The 14,909-nt window shown below is 70.4% G+C and carries 17 protein-coding genes; 8 read left to right on the forward strand and 9 right to left on the reverse strand.

Annotation, left to right across the window (positions count from 1 at the left end; translation table 11 throughout):
- Positions 1 to 534: 534 nt before the first annotated feature.
- Positions 535 to 1,440, reverse strand: a complete 906-nt coding sequence (gene bla / locus QSK31_RS47380) for a class A beta-lactamase (RefSeq protein WP_502873129.1) — start codon at positions 1,438 to 1,440, stop codon at positions 535 to 537.
- Between the two features lie 11 nt (positions 1,441 to 1,451).
- On the opposite strand from bla, the gene QSK31_RS47385 reads away from it, so the two are divergent.
- Positions 1,452 to 2,276: a LysR family transcriptional regulator gene (locus QSK31_RS47385; RefSeq protein WP_285691765.1), complete on the forward strand. Its 825-nt coding sequence runs from the start codon at positions 1,452 to 1,454 to the stop codon at positions 2,274 to 2,276.
- Positions 2,273 to 3,187 (forward strand): serine hydrolase, encoded by a 915-nt coding sequence (locus QSK31_RS47390; RefSeq protein ID WP_285691767.1) that lies wholly within the window; start codon positions 2,273 to 2,275, stop codon positions 3,185 to 3,187. Before QSK31_RS47385 ends, QSK31_RS47390 begins: the two co-directional genes overlap by 4 nt.
- 124 nt (positions 3,188 to 3,311) lie before the next feature.
- On the opposite strand, the gene QSK31_RS47395 is transcribed toward QSK31_RS47390, so the two are convergent.
- Positions 3,312 to 3,911, reverse strand: coding sequence for a TetR/AcrR family transcriptional regulator (locus QSK31_RS47395; protein ID WP_285691768.1), 600 nt, complete (start codon positions 3,909 to 3,911; stop codon positions 3,312 to 3,314).
- Between the two features lie 53 nt (positions 3,912 to 3,964).
- On the opposite strand from QSK31_RS47395, the gene QSK31_RS47400 reads away from it, so the two are divergent.
- Positions 3,965 to 4,648 carry an SDR family NAD(P)-dependent oxidoreductase gene (locus QSK31_RS47400; RefSeq protein ID WP_285691770.1) on the forward strand — a complete coding sequence of 228 codons (684 nt, stop codon included), beginning with the start codon at positions 3,965 to 3,967 and terminating at the stop codon, positions 4,646 to 4,648.
- A gap of 66 nt (positions 4,649 to 4,714) precedes the next feature.
- On the opposite strand, the gene QSK31_RS47405 is transcribed toward QSK31_RS47400, so the two are convergent.
- From QSK31_RS47405 to QSK31_RS47425, 5 genes are read right to left on the reverse strand one after another with little or no spacing between them, the layout of a single operon-like run.
- The gene (locus QSK31_RS47405; protein WP_285691772.1) at positions 4,715 to 5,230 is read right to left on the reverse strand and encodes a DUF4760 domain-containing protein; all 516 of its coding nucleotides are present in this window, start codon (positions 5,228 to 5,230) and stop codon (positions 4,715 to 4,717) included.
- A 36-nt stretch (positions 5,231 to 5,266) separates the two neighbouring features.
- A complete protein-coding gene (locus QSK31_RS47410) occupies positions 5,267 to 6,304 on the reverse strand; it encodes an ABC transporter ATP-binding protein (RefSeq protein WP_285691774.1) in 1,038 nt (345 codons plus the stop codon).
- On the reverse strand, positions 6,301 to 7,104 hold the full coding sequence (locus QSK31_RS47415; protein WP_285691775.1) for a carbohydrate ABC transporter permease: 804 nt from the start codon (positions 7,102 to 7,104) through the stop codon (positions 6,301 to 6,303). The genes QSK31_RS47410 and QSK31_RS47415 overlap by 4 nt, the downstream gene beginning before the upstream one ends.
- Positions 7,101 to 7,895 (reverse strand): carbohydrate ABC transporter permease, encoded by a 795-nt coding sequence (locus QSK31_RS47420; RefSeq protein WP_285691776.1) that lies wholly within the window; start codon positions 7,893 to 7,895, stop codon positions 7,101 to 7,103. Before QSK31_RS47420 ends, QSK31_RS47415 begins: the two co-directional genes overlap by 4 nt.
- A complete protein-coding gene (locus tag QSK31_RS47425) occupies positions 7,895 to 9,184 on the reverse strand; it encodes an ABC transporter substrate-binding protein (protein ID WP_285691777.1) in 1,290 nt (429 codons plus the stop codon). Before QSK31_RS47425 ends, QSK31_RS47420 begins: the two co-directional genes overlap by 1 nt.
- A gap of 224 nt (positions 9,185 to 9,408) precedes the next feature.
- On the opposite strand from QSK31_RS47425, the gene QSK31_RS47430 reads away from it, so the two are divergent.
- A complete protein-coding gene (locus QSK31_RS47430) occupies positions 9,409 to 10,185 on the forward strand; it encodes a CAP domain-containing protein (RefSeq protein WP_285691778.1) in 777 nt (258 codons plus the stop codon).
- A 23-nt stretch (positions 10,186 to 10,208) separates the two neighbouring features.
- Here QSK31_RS47430 and QSK31_RS47435 read toward each other — a convergent pair whose 3' ends face one another.
- Positions 10,209 to 10,802 (reverse strand): nucleotidyltransferase domain-containing protein, encoded by a 594-nt coding sequence (locus tag QSK31_RS47435; RefSeq protein ID WP_285691780.1) that lies wholly within the window; start codon positions 10,800 to 10,802, stop codon positions 10,209 to 10,211.
- 67 nt (positions 10,803 to 10,869) lie between these two features.
- On the opposite strand from QSK31_RS47435, the gene QSK31_RS47440 reads away from it, so the two are divergent.
- The 3 genes from QSK31_RS47440 to QSK31_RS47450 are packed head-to-tail and all read left to right on the forward strand — an operon-like array spanning position 10,870 to position 12,505.
- Positions 10,870 to 11,286, forward strand: coding sequence for a type II toxin-antitoxin system PemK/MazF family toxin (locus tag QSK31_RS47440; RefSeq protein ID WP_285691787.1), 417 nt, complete (start codon positions 10,870 to 10,872; stop codon positions 11,284 to 11,286).
- A 30-nt stretch (positions 11,287 to 11,316) separates the two neighbouring features.
- Positions 11,317 to 11,880, forward strand: coding sequence for a hypothetical protein (locus QSK31_RS47445; protein WP_285691781.1), 564 nt, complete (start codon positions 11,317 to 11,319; stop codon positions 11,878 to 11,880).
- The gene (locus QSK31_RS47450) at positions 11,873 to 12,505 is read left to right on the forward strand and encodes an adenylate kinase family protein (protein ID WP_285691782.1); all 633 of its coding nucleotides are present in this window, start codon (positions 11,873 to 11,875) and stop codon (positions 12,503 to 12,505) included. Before QSK31_RS47445 ends, QSK31_RS47450 begins: the two co-directional genes overlap by 8 nt.
- A gap of 9 nt (positions 12,506 to 12,514) precedes the next feature.
- Here the strand turns inward: QSK31_RS47450 and QSK31_RS47455 are convergent, their stop codons facing one another.
- The gene (locus QSK31_RS47455) at positions 12,515 to 13,276 is read right to left on the reverse strand and encodes a polyphosphate kinase 2 family protein (protein WP_285691783.1); all 762 of its coding nucleotides are present in this window, start codon (positions 13,274 to 13,276) and stop codon (positions 12,515 to 12,517) included.
- Positions 13,277 to 13,335: 59 nt separating this feature from the next.
- On the opposite strand from QSK31_RS47455, the gene tyrS reads away from it, so the two are divergent.
- Positions 13,336 to 14,595 carry a tyrosine--tRNA ligase gene (gene tyrS, locus QSK31_RS47460; protein WP_285691784.1) on the forward strand — a complete coding sequence of 420 codons (1,260 nt, stop codon included), beginning with the start codon at positions 13,336 to 13,338 and terminating at the stop codon, positions 14,593 to 14,595.
- The last annotated feature ends 314 nt before the right edge of the window (positions 14,596 to 14,909 follow it).

Below are 14,909 nucleotides of genomic sequence, written 5' to 3' on the forward strand. Positions count from 1 at the left end.
CCCGGCCACCGACCGCGCCCGGCCACCGACCGCGCCCGGCCACCGACCGCGCCCGGCCACCGACCGCGCCCGGCCACCGACCGCGCCCGGCCACCGACCGCGCCCGGCCACCGACCGCGCCCGGCCACCGACCGCGCCCGGCCACCAACCGTGTCCGGCCACGGCCGCGACCGGCCGCAGCGACGGTGAGCAGGCACCCGGGCGCCTGGCAAGCCGCCCGGACTCCGCAGCGGGCGCAAGCGACGGCAACCAGGGCGAGCAGGCCCCGGCCCAACCCCGCACCGCGCGCAAGCGACGGCAACCAAGGCGAGCAGGCCCCGGCCCAACCCCGCACCGCGCGCAAGCGACGGCAACCAAGGCGAGCAGGCCCCGGCCCAACCCCGCACCGCGCGCAAGCGACGGCAACCAAGGCGAGCGGACACCCCGCCCCGACCCCGCACCGCGCGCAAGCGGTGGCTGCCAGGGCGAGCAGGCGCCCGGGCACCTTGCACACCCGGCAGCGCGGCCTGACCAGACCTCAACCTCGCAGGGTCTCTAGCGGCGCAGTGACCGGACCACGAGGGCTGTCGCCTCGGCGACCAGCTTGTCGTCCGGGGTGGCGGCCGCTTCGTCGTGGGTGGTGAGGATGGCCAGCACGATCGGGGCGCCGGACGGCGGCCAGGCGACGGCGATGTCGTTGCGGCTGCCGTACGCGGCGGTCCCGGTCTTGTCGGCGACCGTCCACCCGGCCGGCACCCCGGCACGGATCGTGTTGTCGCCCGTGGTGTTGGCGCGCATCCACCCGACGAGCCGCCCGCGGTCGCCCGGGCACAGTTCCCGGTCCACCGCGTAGGCCCGGAGATCGGCGGCGAGCGCCCGCGGTGTGCTGGTGTCCCGCCGGTCGCCGGGGACGGCCGTGTTCAGGTCGGGTTCGATCCGGTCCACCGACGTGGTCCGGTCCCCGGCGGCGCGCAGTGCGCGTTCCAGCCCGTCGGGGCCGCCGAGCGCGCGGAACAGCAGGTTCCCGGCCGTGTTGTCGCTGACCGTGATGGCGGCCTCGGCGATGTCGTCGAGCTGCATGCCCTCGTCGACGTGCAGTTCGGTGACGGGGGAGTAGTCGACCAGGTCGGCCCGCGTGTAGTGCACGACCCGGTCCATCTCGGCGTCGGTGGTCCGGTCGAGCACCGCCGCGGCGGCGAGCGCCTTGAACGTGGACGCGTACGCGAATCGCTGGTCGGCGTGGTAGGCGACGGTCCGCCCGGTCGCGGTGTCGATCGCGTAGACCCCGAGCCGCGCGTCGTGCCCTTTCTCCAGGGCGGCGAACGTCGGTCCTGGTGCTGCCGCGCCGAGAGCGAGCATCAGGCTGATCAGAGGAACGAATGCGGTCATGTCCGGGACTCTGCCGCCGGCAAGGCCATGCCGTCCAAGACGAAAGCGGCGCGTCCCATGCTGATCTGGCATAGTCGCCGCTCATGGATCTCGTCGCCGCCAGCCGCGCGTTCGTGGCGGTCGCCCGGCACGCCAGCTTCACGGTCGGCGCCGCCGCCATCCGGGTGCCGCAGTCGGTCGCCAGCCGCCGCATCTCCGCACTCGAGGCCCACTTCGGCGGGGAGCTCGTCGACCGCACCTCCCGGGCGCTGACCCTGACCTCCTTCGGCGCCGACCTGCTTCCGGCCGCGCGCCGCCTGGTGCAACTGGCCGACGCCTTGGAGGACGACGCGGCGCGGGCCCGGCGCCGCCCGTTCCTGCTGGTGGTGCCCCCGATCTGCCCGCCTCGCGAGCTGGCCCTGCTCGCCGCCGCCGCCCGCGCGGAAGGCCTGTACCTGGAACTGGAGACGGAGCGCAGGGAGGGTGTGCCGGCGATCGTGCCGGTGCCGCCGGACGTGGCGACCTGGCGCGTGCCCCTGGGCCTGGCCGCCACGGGAGACCCGGTCACCCACGTCGAGACCCTGAGAGACCGCGAGGGTACGGGCCGGCGGATCTGGATCCAGCCCGAGGACGACGTCCCGCACGTCCGCGACCGCCTGACCCGCCTCGGCGCGAGCGTGGGCCTGCGCCCCGCCCAGATCGTGGTCGCCGCCTCCCTGGTGGCGGCGGCCGCCGAGGCGCTGTCCACCGAGGACCTGCTGCTCTGCTCGGCCGCCCAGGCCACCGACCTGGGTCTGCGCTGGGGCCGGATCGCCGAGTTGGAGCTGGCCCGTGGCTACGATGCGGCGTCGGGGCCGCGGGCCGAGCTGGACCGCATCCGGCGGCGGCTGCACGCGCCGATGGCACGAGCTCTGGGAGGTTCGGTGTGAGCACCGCGAAGGTCTTCCGGGACGCCCGCCGGACCCTGGACGACGCCGGCCTGCGAGGCGGGTTCCTGGTCCGCGATCTGGACTCCGGTGAGGAGCTCGGCCTGGATCCGGACGCCGTGTTCCCGGCCGCCTCGCTGATCAAGGTGCCGCTGGCCGTGGCGACCCTGGAACGAGCACAGCGAGGCGAGCTGGACCTGGCGGCGCCGGTGACGGTGCCGCCGGACCGGGTGGAGTCGCCCGGGCCCCCGGGTCTGATGCGGTTCCGCCATGCGGCCACCGTCGCGGTCGAGGATCTGATCTACCTGAGCGTGGCCCTGAGCGACAGTGTCGCGGCCGACGCGTTGTTCGAGCTGACCCCGCCGGAGCTGGTGGCGGCCGAGATTCGCCGGCTGGGCGTGGACGGCATCGCGGCCCGGCACCGAACCCTCGATCTGATGAACACCCCCGCCGAGCAGCTGCCGGACGGCCAGGCGCACCTGGCGCACGAGCTCGCGATCGGCGCGGTGACCGCCGGCCGGGGCCACCCGATGCCGCAGCTGGATGTGACCCGGGCGAACGCCGGTTCGGCCCGCGCCTTCACCGACCTGCTGGAGTTGATCTGGCGTCCCTCGAAGATGGACCCGAGGACCGCCGAGCGGGTCCGTGAGCTGATGGCCGGCAACGTGCACCGCAGCCGGCTGACCCCCGACCTGGCGTCGGACGCCTCCCGCTGGTCGTCCAAGACCGGCACCCTGCTGACCATGCGCCACGAGATCGGCGTGGTGGAGCATGCCGACGGCGCGGCGTATGCCATCGTCGCGCTCACCGAGTCGCGTGTCCCGGCCGTGGTCCAGCCGGCCGCCGAGACCGCGATGGGCCAGGTCGCGCGCATGCTCCGCGACCTGCTGCGCGCCGAGGGCGGCACGCCCTGATCGCGGCCCGCGACACGCCCGGCTGCTCGCGACACGCGGGCCGCCACCTCCCCCACCCCGGCACTGGGTGGGCCGAAATGTAGCCGACCGGTACGACGTTTTTCGGCCTTGTCCACAGGTCCGGTCAACAGCCGCCCATCAGCCGCGCCGCGTCCGCCTCGCTGAGCGGCGCCGGCCCCGGCAACGGATGCGCGGCCGCCGCCCGCAGCCCGTCCAGCACGAACCCCAGATGCCGCCGCCACATATCCGGCGCCACGTCCCGGGTGGCCGCGATGGTCCGGGTCAGAGACCAGATCACGAAGACCATGTCGGTCAGCGTGAAGTCGCTCCGCAGTGCCCCCGCGCCCTGGGCGCGCTCGACGACCGAGATCATCATCGCTCGCCCGATCTCCGGCGCCCGCAGGGCCGAGACGTCGTTCCACCCGCGGTCCTCGGCCATCAGCCGGCAGATCTGCTCGACGAAGTGCGCGAACCCGTCCCACGGGTCGTCCATCGCGAGTGCCTGCCCGGCGAGCTGCCGCACGGTCTCCTCGCGGTCGGCGAAGACGGCCGCGGCCAGGGCGTTCCGGTTGGGGAAGCGGTTGTAGAGCGTCCCGATGCTGACCCCGGCGCGCCGTGCGATCTCGTCGAGCGGCACGTCCAGCCCGCGCTCGGCGAAGACGGCCCGGGCCGCCTCGACCAGCCGTTCGCGGTTGCGTTGCGCGTCGCGCCGCAGCGTCGTCATGTCCCGACCCTATCGAACTTGACGGAGTCCTCAACTTGTGTCTAACTTGAGGAATGCCTCAACTTAAGATCGCTGTGCTGGGTGCGGGTCCGGGTCTGGGTGCGTCGGTCGCGCGCCGCTTCCTCGAGGAGGGGTACGCGGCCACGCTCGTCTCCCGCCGCGGCTTCACGGTGGAGGGTGCCGTGGCCCGCAAGGCCGACCTGACCGACCCGGCCCAGATCAGAGACGTGATCGACGACGTCGACGTGCTCTACTTCGGACCCGCCGTGATGACCCCGATCGTCCCGCTGCCGTCGGCCGGCCCGGACGACGTCCGCAGGTCGCTGGAGGTGCTCCTGCTCCCGGCCGTGACCGCCGTCCAGGCCGCGCTCGACCGGAACGTGCGGGCCATCCTGCTGCCGGGCGGTCTCAGCGGCCTGCACCCGATGCCCATGCTCGGTTCGCTGGCCCCGGCTTCGGCCGCCTTGCGCATGTACGCCCTGACCCTGCACGACGCGCTCGAGGAGAGGGGTGTCTACGTCGGCGTCCTGACCATCGGCGGCCTCATCGCCCGCGGCGACATCCACGCGATGGTGACCGCCCAGCACGAGGGCGAGCCGCTGGAGACCCTCGACCCGGACGCCATCGCCGACGCGGCGTGGCAGATGGTGGCCGCTCGCACTCCGGCCGAACATATTTCCTCGACGCTCCAGCCGAACGGCGCTGACCGAATGGCCGATGAATCACTTTCGGGGTAATTCCAACCGCGAACACCATCGACCTGAACGCGGTCCGGTGTAAGGAGGACGTCTGATCTTCGAGGGTCAGAGTTCCGCGCTGTGCTGGAGGCCGAGCTTGGCGTAGATGTCGCGGGGCGGCAGGGCCTGCGCGCGGTTGGCCAGGTCCTCCAGGTAGATCCAGGTCGTGGTGCCGTGGACGGCGCGTTCCTGGTGGACGAACGGCGCCACGGCCGCCCAGACCTGCCGGATCGCGGTGCCGTTGCCGCCGATCACGAGCTCGGGGTCGACGACCCGGTGAGCGACCAGCTTGCCGAGGTCGTCGTACCGGCCGGCCACCAGGCGGACCTGGGCGCGTACCTCGGGCGGCAGGTCGCGGTAGGGCACCGGCGGGTCGAACTCCTTGCCCAGCACGTCGATCACGTATTCCCGGGCGGCGTAGAACTCCTCGCCGCGGAACTGCGCGAACATCTCCAGCACGACGGGCAGGGCGTAGCCGGCGGCGGCGGTCCGGGTCTGCCGGATGGCGAGCAGGGCGGTGATGCTGAGCGCGATGATCGCGACGACGACGGCGAACAGGTCTAAGACGGCATCCGTGTCCACGTCCTCCACGCTAGGTGACAACAGCAAGAAGTGTCCCTAGTGGAGCGCCAAGGAGGTGTCCGGATCAAAGAACCGTAAAGCCGCAGGTGGGAACGAAAGCCCGACTTCGGACCCCTCGAACCCGGCGGCGGTCTGCACCTTGAGTTCCCCGCCGGCCCACCGGACGGTCAGCAGGGTGGTCGCCCCGGTCGGCTCGGCCACCTCGACCGTGCCCGGAATATCCGCGGAAACTCCGATCGCCTCGGCTCGGATTCCGACGAGCACCTTCCGATCCTCCCAGCCGGAAGGGCCGCCCGGAAAAGACACGTCGCCAACCTGAAGGCGACCCGACGACACGGTGGCCGGGAAGAAGTTCATCGGCGGCGCCCCCAGGAAACCCCCGACGAACTGCGAGGCGGGCCGCGAGTACACCGCCATGGGCGTACCCAACTGGTCTATCCGCCCGTCACGCAGAACCGCGACCCGATCGCCGAGCGACATCGCCTCGGCCTGGTCGTGCGTCACGTAGAGGGTGGTCGTCCCGAGCCGGGCGACGATCTTCTTGAGCTCGGCACGGAACTGCATGCGCAGCAGCGCGTCCAGGTTGGACAGCGGCTCGTCCATCAGGAGCACGTCGGCGTCCACCGCGATCGCGCGGGCCACGGCCACCCGCTGCCGCTGCCCGCCGGAGAGCTGCGCGGGATAGCGGTCCAGGTAGTCACCGAGGTCCAGCAGCTCCGCGGCCCGGCGTACGCGTGAATCCCACTCCGCACGCGGCACCTTCCGCATCGTCAGGCCGAATCCGATGTTCTGCCGGACCTTGAGGTGCGGGAAGATCGCGTACGACTGGAAGACCATGGACAGACCGCGCTCGCGCGCGGGCAGCGCCGTGACGTCCCGCCCGCCGATCGTGACCGTCCCCGAGTCCGGCGTCTCCAACCCGGCCACCATGCGTAGCAGCGTGGTCTTGCCGCAGCCGCTGGGGCCGACCAGCACCAGGAACTCGCCGTCCTCGACCGTGAGCGAGATGTCGTCGGTGGCCCGCCTGTTCCCGGACGGGTAGGTCTTGACCAGGTTTTTGACGGTCACGTTCATCGAAGCGTCGTCCCCCACATGTTGAGCAGATAGCGCCGCACGATCGCGATGAAGATCAGCGCCGGCAGCACCAGCGCGAGCCCGCCGGCGAAGCGGAACGCCAGCGGCGAGTCGGCGAGCGTGGCCAGGAGCTGCGCGGGCAGCGTGCGCCGGCCGAGGGTCAGGATGCTGGCGCCGAGCACCTCGTTCCAGGACAGCACGAAGGTGAACAGCGCCGACGCGGCGATCCCGGGCAGCGCCTGGGGGAGGACCACCCGGACGAACGCGACCAGCGGCGACGCCCCGAAGATCATCGCCGCTTCCTCCTGCTCGGGCGGGACGCCCAGGAAGATCGCCGAGGTGATCAGGATCGTGGTGGGCAGGGCGAGCGCGGTGTGCAGCAGGGTCACGCCGTACGTCGTGTCGTAGAGCCCGAGGTCCAGGAAGGTGCGGCCGAGCGGGACGGACAGCACCACGATCGGCAGGGCGCGGGTCAGGAGCAGCCCGATCTGGTACGCGTCCTTGCCGCGGAAGGCGTACCGGGCCAGCGCGTACCCGGCGGGCAGCCCGATGGCGAGCGACAGCACCACCGTGCTCAACCCGATCGTGATCGAGTTGATCAGCCCGCCGACGACGCCGGTGGACCGCAGGAACGTGGTCATCGTCTCGCCGGACAGCGAGGTCGGCAGCAGCGGCAGCGGGAACCGGTCGAGCGACTCCCGGCTGGACAGCGCGGCCAGCGTGATCAGGTAGATCGGGACGGCCATGAAGAGCGAGACGAGCACGCACAGCAGCTGGATCACCCAGCGCCGGCCGGTCATGGGCGCATCAGCCGCAGGTAGCCGATCGACGCCACGATCGACAGCGTCAGCACGACCAGCGCGATCGCGGTCGCCACGTTCGGGTTCTGCAGCGTGTAGTACCACTGGTAGGTCTCGCCGACCAGCAGCGGGAAACTGCGCCCGGTGAGCGCCTGCGCCACCGCGAACGCCTCCAGCGCCAGGATGGTCCGCAGGATCAGCGCCACCTGCAGGCTGGGCTTGAGCTGCGGCAGGATCACGTGCCGCAGCCGCTGCCAGTAGGTCGCCCCGAACACCGCGGCCGCCTCGTCGTACTCACGGGGCACGTTCTGCAGGCCGGCCACCACGATCACGAAGACCAGCGCGGTGGCCCGCCACAGCTCGGCGATCAGCACCGCGAGGAACATGGTCGACGGGTTCTCCACCGACAGCCACGCGTACGACTCGACGCCTGCTTTTTCCAAAATGGAGTTGAGGTAGCCGCGGTCGGTGAAGATGGACAGCCACACCAGCCCGGCCGCCAGGTCGCTGATCGCGAGCGGCACCACCCAGAGGTAGAAGTGCAGCCCGGCGAACCGGGGCTTCTCCCGCATCAGCAGCGCCATCGTGACGGCCAGCGCGAACTGCAGCGGGATGAGCGCCACGATGAGCAGCGCGGTGTTGCGGGCGGCTTCCCAGAAGTACGGGTCGTCGACCATCCGCCGGAAGGTGCCGGACCCGGAGAAGGCCTGCAGCACCCCGCTGACCAGCGGCCACGCGAACAGCGCCGTCATGAACACGATCGACGGCAGGATCAGCCAGAGCTTGCGCACTAGAGAGCCTTGCACTCCGCGCCGGCCGGATCCGGCTGCCAGCAGGGGATCTTCAGCTCGGCGAGGATCTTGTTCAGCTCGCCGGCCTGCGCGTCCAGCACCTGTTCGACCGGCTTGCCGTCCAGGCAGATCTCCTTGAAGCAGTTCTTGAAGATCTGTCCCACCTCGCCGTCCCGCGCGCCGAGGCCGACCGGCGGCAGCGACAGGATGCCTTTCGGCGCCTGGCGTTGTTTCCCGATCGCGGACGAGGCCTGCCCCACCGCGCCCGGCAGATCGGCCGGGACCTTCGCGTTGGTGACCGGGAAGAACGCGTTCTGCTTGAGCACCTCGAGCTGCACGTCCGGTGTGGTCAGCGCGGTGATCACCTGCTTGGCCTTGTCCGGGTCGGGCGCGCCCTTCGGGATGCCCAGCCCGGCCAGCACCAACATGTAGCCGAGGCCCTTCGGCCCGGTGGGCGCGGGCACCATGATGAAGTCGCCCGTCGCGCCGACCAGCCGTGCCACGTGGTCGAAGCCGACCATCACCTCGCCGCGCTGCAGCGGTTCCTGCAGGTTGTCGTAGTTGGTCGAGGCCCGCGCGGTCTGCGCCCACAGCTCCTTCATGTACTCCCACGCGGTGACCGCCTCGGCGCTGCGGAACGTGGTGATCTGCCCGCCGGTGAAGCTGGGCAGCAGGAAGCCCTGGAAGAACCGGTGGTACAGCCCCTTGACGCCGGCCGGGATCCCGAGGATCGGCTTGCCGCCGTTGCCGGCCTTGCCCGCGGTGGCCCAGGCCAGCAGTTGGTCGTAGGTCAGCTTCTGCACGTCGGCGCCGGACGGCAGCCACTCCAGCGCCTTCTTGTTCACCGCGAGCACGTAGCTGGCCTGCATCCACGGGATGTACTTGGTGGTGCCGCCGCCCAGTTTGGCCAGGTCGGTGAGCTCGGCCGGGAAGCCGCGGTCGCCGAGCGTGCCCAGCAGGTCGTCGAGGTCGGTCAGCCGGTCCTTGTGCGGCGCGAGGTCGCCGTGCAGGGCGCCGGCCACGCTGATCTGCACCTTGCCGGCCTCGACCTGGGTCTGCAGGGTGGACGCGAAGATGCCGGTCTCGACCTGGTTGAAGGCGACCGGCACCGGCGCCTTCTTGAGGATCTGCTCGAAGCGTTGCTTCTCCTCGACCGGACTGAACTGGTTGGACATCAGGGTGACGCCGCCGGAGCCGCTGGTGCCGGTGGTCGACACCCCGCCGCAGGCGCTGAGCAAGGGCGCGGCGGCGAGTCCGGTGAGCAGTGCGCGACGCGAGACCTTCGTCATCACGTCAATCTATGGCTGCCGGGGCGGTTTGTCATGACGAGCGAAGTTCAAGATCCAGAGCTCTCTTTGCCCGCGTCCGTCGTGGTCCGGACCGTTTGCTCCCGCGGGCTCCAGGTCCGTGCGTGGTCCCGGTAAGGCAACGGCCCTTAGTTCGCTCTGCGGGGAGCCTTAAGGACTCCTGTGTAGGCGGGCGGTCGCCGGACCGGCCGCGAATAGTGACCGCCGTGTCCACGTCAACCGCCTCGCGCTTCCCGTACCTGCTGGTCGCCGGCGCCACCGCCGTCGTGATCGGCTCCGGCTTCACCTTCGCCGGCCTGCAGAACCACGCCGACGACAAGCAGGCGAGCTCGGTCGGCCTGGCCCCCGCCCCACCCGCGGACCTGGGCGACGACGTCCTGCCGCCCGGCGAGGCCGGCCCGAGCGCCCCACCGGCGACGCCGCCCTCGTCCCCGCCCACGTCTCGGCCGGCGTCGAAGCCCGCCCCCGAACCGAAAACCGTGACCACCCCGACGACGTCGAAGAAGACCGCGACGACCAAGCCGTCCCGCGGGGCCCGCACGGTCGACGTCCCGCCGACCGGCGACGCGATCCTGAACGCCGTGCTCGCCCACATCAACGAGGCCCGCGCCGACGAGGGCCGCGCCGCGCTGACCCTGGACACCGAGCTGTCCCAGGCGTCGGAGCGCCACAACGAGGCCATGCTCAGCAACGGCTGCGGTCTCAGCCACCGCTGCGCGGGCGAGGCCGATCTGGGCCCCCGCTTCAACGCCCAGGGCGTCCAGTTCCGCGCGGCCGGCGAGAACATCGGCTTCCGCTCCGGCGGCGCCTCCCAGTCCCAGATCATCGAGGCCGCCAACCGCATCACCGACAGCATGCTGGCCGAGAGGCCCCCCAACGACGGCCACCGCGTCAACCTGCTCAACGCGGGCTTCACGAAAATCGGCCTGGCGGTGACCCGGGACGACGGCCTGGTCTGGTTCACCCAGGACTTCGCCGGCTGACGGACCAGCGGCCGGCAGTCGCGCTACGTGAGCGAGATCCAGTCGTGGCCGGGATGCACCCGGGCGACCGATTCGCGGAGCCAGTCCCGCTGCGACTCCGACATCCGCGGCCAGGCGGCGGCGAGGTCGGCCGTGTCCTTATCGCGTACCGCCTTGGCCTTGAAGAGCAGGACGACTTCGGGCTGGAGGTACGGGATGCCGTCCGCCGTGAAGGCCACGATGTCGGTGTACGGCCGCCGGATCGTCTCGTCCCGCCGGCAGATCCAGATGTCGCCGTCGTGCGGTTCGCGGAACACGTCGAACCGCCACGCCCGCGCCGCCCGTTCGTACGCCCAGGTCTGGTGCGAATCCCCGGCGAGCGTCTCGGTCGTCATCCGGGCCAGCACCCCCTCGCCCTGCGGCACCCAGAAGTCGAGCTCGGGGAAGCGCGGCGGCAGGGTCTCGAAGAACGACGACGCGACCGCGATCTCCAGGTCCTCGTGGTCGCGGGTCTGCTCGCCGAGGAACAGGTCGATGGCCCAGCCGCCGGCGACGAACCAGGGGAAGTCGGCCCCGGGCATGCGCGCCGCGAAGGTAGCCGGGGACCAGGGCTGCCACGCGTCGATGTCGGGATGCATCCCACAACCGTAGAGTGCACGCGTGGCCTTCAACATCACCGGCATCGCCCGCCGTGTCGCGCAGCGGATCACACCGTCCCGACGCCCGTCGTCGCGGCAGGTGCCTACGGCCGACCGCGGGCGGCGTGTCGAGTACGCCCCGAATCTGGACGGCGACGCCGATCCGGGCGAGATCGTCTGGACCTGGGTGAAGTACGAGGACGACCCGAGCCAGGGCAAGGATCGGCCGGTGCTGGTGGTCGGCCGCGACGGTCGTACCCTCCTGGGTCTGATGCTCTCCTCGCAGAGTGAGCGGGACGGCCAGCGCAACTGGTTCGGCCTGGGCCCGGGGTCGTGGGACCGGGAGAACCGGCCGAGCTGGGTCCGCCTGGACCGGGTCCTCGAGGTCGACGAGGACGGCATCCGCCGGGAGGGCGCGGTGTTGAACCGTTCCCGCTTCGACGAGGTGGCGGTCGAACTGCGCCGCGACTACGGCTGGGCATGATCACGAGCGCGCTGCGTTAGTTTTGTTGGCATGGAAACGGACGTGATGGTCGGATTCGGTGGCAAGCAGGCGTGGCTGGCGGTGCGGGACGGCGACCCGGCGGCGATCATCGCCGCGCTCGGTCTCCGAGATCTGGGCACGGTCGCCTGGCGTGACGGCATCGACCTCGCCCACCTCACCGACGACCGGGTCGCGGTGACCCCGGTGCTGGACGGGTGGACGCTCGCCCTCGGCCGCCGCTTCCTGCTCGCCACCCCCGACCTGCCGGAGCTGTCCAAGGTGCTGGACACCGAGGTGCAGTTCTTCGCGACCCACCGGGTGACCGAGTCGCACCGCTGGCAGCGAGCGGCTCACGGCGAGCTGATCCGGGCGTTCGGCTACGTCGGCCAGACCGGGGAGATCACCACCTGGCACGGCGAACCGGACCGGGCCGAGCGCGAGGCCGGGCTGCCCGCGACGATCGACGACGACACCACGGTGCTCGTCGCCGAACAGGATGTGCTGCGCATCGCGGGCGCCTGGAGCATCGACCCGACCACCCTCACCGGCAGGCCGGCGCCGGGCCCGATCCGGATGGGGGCTGACGATGCGTAAATACGTGATCATGGGCGTGCAGGGCAGCGGCAAGGGCACACAGAGCAAGCTGCTGTGCTCCGCGTACGAGATGGTGCACATCAGCGTCGGCGACCTGTTCCGCTGGCACGTACAGAACCACACCAAACTCGGCGCGCAGGTCAAGCGCACCATGAACGCCGGCGACCTGGTCGGCGACGACCAGGTCGAGGCCGTGGTGCGCGGGCGCCTCGATCAGCACGACTGGAACTACGGCTTCGTCATCGACGGCTTCCCGCGCAACGCCCGGCAGGCCGAGTTCTTCATGGAGTCGTACGACATCGACGCCGTCATCCACCTGGAGATCCCGGACGACGAGGTGCGCCGCCGGGTGCTCAGCCGCCGGCTCTGCCCGAACTGCCGGATGGACTACAACCTGATCGCGGACCGTCCCGAGGTGGACGGCAGATGCGACATCTGCGGGCACGAGCTGGTCACGCGGCCCGACGACACGCCCGAGGCGCTCGACGCCAGGCTTCGCGACTACCACGAGCAGACGACGCCCGTACTGGAACTCTTCGGCCGCAAGGAGCCGGTGCTCAGCATCGACGCGCGGCCGGACGCCGACTCCGTGCAGGCGTCCGTGCGGAAGGCCCTCGGCCTGTAGCGGAGGCTGTCAGTCGGCGTCGTGGAGGTTGTAACCGCGGTCGGCGAGCTGGGTTTCGACGGTGTGGCAGACATGTTCGAGTACGGCGAGCCGGGCGAAGGGTTTGTTGTCGCCGGGGATGACGGTCCAGGGGACGCGCTTCTTGTCGGTCTTGTCGATCATGTCCTCGATGGCCGTCTCGTAGTCGGCACGGCGGTCGCGGTTACGCCAGTCCTCGTCGGTGAGCTTCCACGCGCGCAGGGGGTCGGCGGCGCGGTCCTCGAAGCGGCGAAGCTGCTCCTCGGGCGAGACGTGCATCCAGAACTTGATGAGGATGGTGCCCTCGGCGGTGAGGGTGCGTTCGAATTCGACGATCTCCTGGTACGCGCGGGTCCACTGCTCCTTCGTGGCGAAGCCTTCGACACGTTCGACGAGGACGCGTCCGTACCAGGAGCGGTCGAGGACGGTCATCCCTCCCCAGCCGGGCAGCACTGCCCAGAACCTCTGCAGGAAGTGGTGTCTCTTCTCGTCGTAGGTCGGCGCCGCGAACTGGGAGACGCGGACGTGCCGGGGATCGAGCGGTGCGACGAGACGTTTGATGGCGCCGCCCTTGCCGGAGGCGTCCCAGCCCTCGAAGAGCACGCACAGCGGCGGGCCGATCTTGTGCTCGCCGAGCTGGCCGCCCAGGAGGAGCCGGAGGCGGAGGAGCCGCTGCTGCGCCTCCTCCAGGCGCACGACGGCCTTCTTCTTGCTGATCTCGTACGGCGGCTCCGCCGAACCCAGACGACTCATCGCCTCAGCATGGCGAAACCCGATGTGATCCGCACCCGGCCGTGCGCGACAATTCGCGGGTGACTTTCGTAGACGACCTGCAGTGGCGTGGCCTGATCCAAGACTCGACCGACCCGGAGACGCTCCGGCCGGCGCTCGACGACGGGTCGCTCACGTTCTATGTCGGCTTCGACCCGACCGCCGCCTCGCTGCACGTCGGGCACCTCATGCAGGTGCTCACCGCCCGCCGCCTCCAGCAGGCCGGTCACCGACCGTTGCTGCTGGTCGGCGGGGCCACCGGGCAGATCGGTGACCCGCGTGAGTCCAGCGAGCGGTCCCTCAATCCGCCCGAGCAGGTGGCCGAGTGGGTGCAGCGGATCCGTGACCAGCTGGCGCCCTTCGTCTCGTACGAGGGCGACAACGCGGCGACGCTGGTCAACAACCTTGACTGGACCGGGCCGACCTCGGTGATCGAGTTCCTGCGGGATGTCGGCAAGCACTTCCCGGTCAACAAGATGCTGGCCCGCGACGTGGTGCGCAACCGGCTGGAGAGCGGGATCAGCTTCACCGAGTTCAGCTACCAGCTGCTCCAGGCCAACGACTTCTACCAGTTGCACCAGCGGCACGGCTGCGCGCTCCAGTTCGGCGGTTCGGACCAGTGGGGCAACATCACGGCGGGGGTCGATTTCGTACGCCGCCGCGGCGCCGGCCCGGTCCACGCGTTCACCACGCCGCTCGTGCTCAAGGCGGACGGCACCAAGTTCGGCAAGAGCGAGGGTGGCTCGGTCTGGCTGGACCCGGCGATGACCTCGGCGTACGCCTTCTACCAGTTCTGGATCAACGCCGACGACAAGGACATCTCGAACTACCTGCGCTACTTCTCCTTCAAGTCCTCCGCGGAAATCGTCGCCCTGGAGGAGGAGTCCGCCGCGAAACCCCAGCTTCGCTCCGCTCAGAAGGCTTTGGCGTACGAGCTGACGACGCTGGTCCACGGCGCTGCCGAGGCGGATCAGGCCGTGGCGGCGTCACAGGCGCTGTTCGGGCGGGGCGCCTTGTCGGACCTGTCGTCCTCCACCCTGCGTGCCGCGCTGTCCGAGGCGGGTCTGGTGTCCGTGCCGTCGTCCTCGGTGGCCGTCGGTCAGCTGCTCCAGCTCGCCGGGCTCGCGAAGAGTGGTGGAGAGGCGCGGCGCACGGTGGCCGAGGGTGGTGCGTACGTGAACAACGAACGCGTTACCGACGCTGAGGCTCTTGTTCCCGCTTCCGCTCTGTTGCACGGCCGCTACCTGGTGTTGCGAAAGGGCAAGCGAACGTTTGCCGGCGTCGAGGTTCTGCTGTCCTGAAAGGCGTTTTCCCAGGTCGGGGGCATGTGACCGCGGTCGCAGGCCCCCGATTTGGAGCCCCGGGAAACCCCATGTAATGTTCTCTCTGCCACCAGGGAAACGGGCGGGCCGCGGAGGGTAAAACCACCGCAGCGGCCGTCCTGGAGGTCACCCCGAGGAGATCACCTCTAAACGAGGCGGATAACTTGGTGTGTGGTTGTTCTTTGAGAACTCAACAGGGTGCTTGATAAGCCAGTGCCAATTATGGCGAGGTTTTGTTTTGCCTCGTGATTCCTTTGGCAACATGATGTTTTTGTTGCCGGGACATTTTTTCC

The sequence above is a fragment of the Actinoplanes sp. NBRC 103695 genome, from assembly GCF_030269485.1.
Lineage (GTDB): Bacteria > Actinomycetota > Actinomycetes > Mycobacteriales > Micromonosporaceae > Actinoplanes.

Excerpts from the sequence above, each read along its gene's own strand:
- QSK31_RS47450 (WP_285691782.1), top strand. The coding sequence starts at position 11,873 with ATGCGTAAATACGTGATCATGGGCGTGCAGGGCAGCGGCAAGGGCACA.
- QSK31_RS47400 (WP_285691770.1), top strand. The coding sequence starts at position 3,965 with ATGCCTCAACTTAAGATCGCTGTGCTGGGTGCGGGTCCGGGTCTGGGT.
- bla (WP_502873129.1), bottom strand. The coding sequence starts at position 1,440 with ATGCCAGATCAGCATGGGACGCGCCGCTTTCGTCTTGGACGGCATGGC.
- QSK31_RS47410 (WP_285691774.1), bottom strand. The coding sequence starts at position 6,304 with ATGAACGTGACCGTCAAAAACCTGGTCAAGACCTACCCGTCCGGGAAC.
- QSK31_RS47455 (WP_285691783.1), bottom strand. The coding sequence starts at position 13,276 with ATGAGTCGTCTGGGTTCGGCGGAGCCGCCGTACGAGATCAGCAAGAAG.
- QSK31_RS47385 (WP_285691765.1), top strand. The coding sequence starts at position 1,452 with ATGGATCTCGTCGCCGCCAGCCGCGCGTTCGTGGCGGTCGCCCGGCAC.
- QSK31_RS47415 (WP_285691775.1), bottom strand. The coding sequence starts at position 7,104 with ATGACCGGCCGGCGCTGGGTGATCCAGCTGCTGTGCGTGCTCGTCTCG.
- QSK31_RS47395 (WP_285691768.1), bottom strand. The coding sequence starts at position 3,911 with ATGACGACGCTGCGGCGCGACGCGCAACGCAACCGCGAACGGCTGGTC.
- QSK31_RS47435 (WP_285691780.1), bottom strand. The coding sequence starts at position 10,802 with ATGCATCCCGACATCGACGCGTGGCAGCCCTGGTCCCCGGCTACCTTC.
- QSK31_RS47425 (WP_285691777.1), bottom strand. The coding sequence starts at position 9,184 with ATGACGAAGGTCTCGCGTCGCGCACTGCTCACCGGACTCGCCGCCGCG.
- QSK31_RS47445 (WP_285691781.1), top strand. The coding sequence starts at position 11,317 with ATGGAAACGGACGTGATGGTCGGATTCGGTGGCAAGCAGGCGTGGCTG.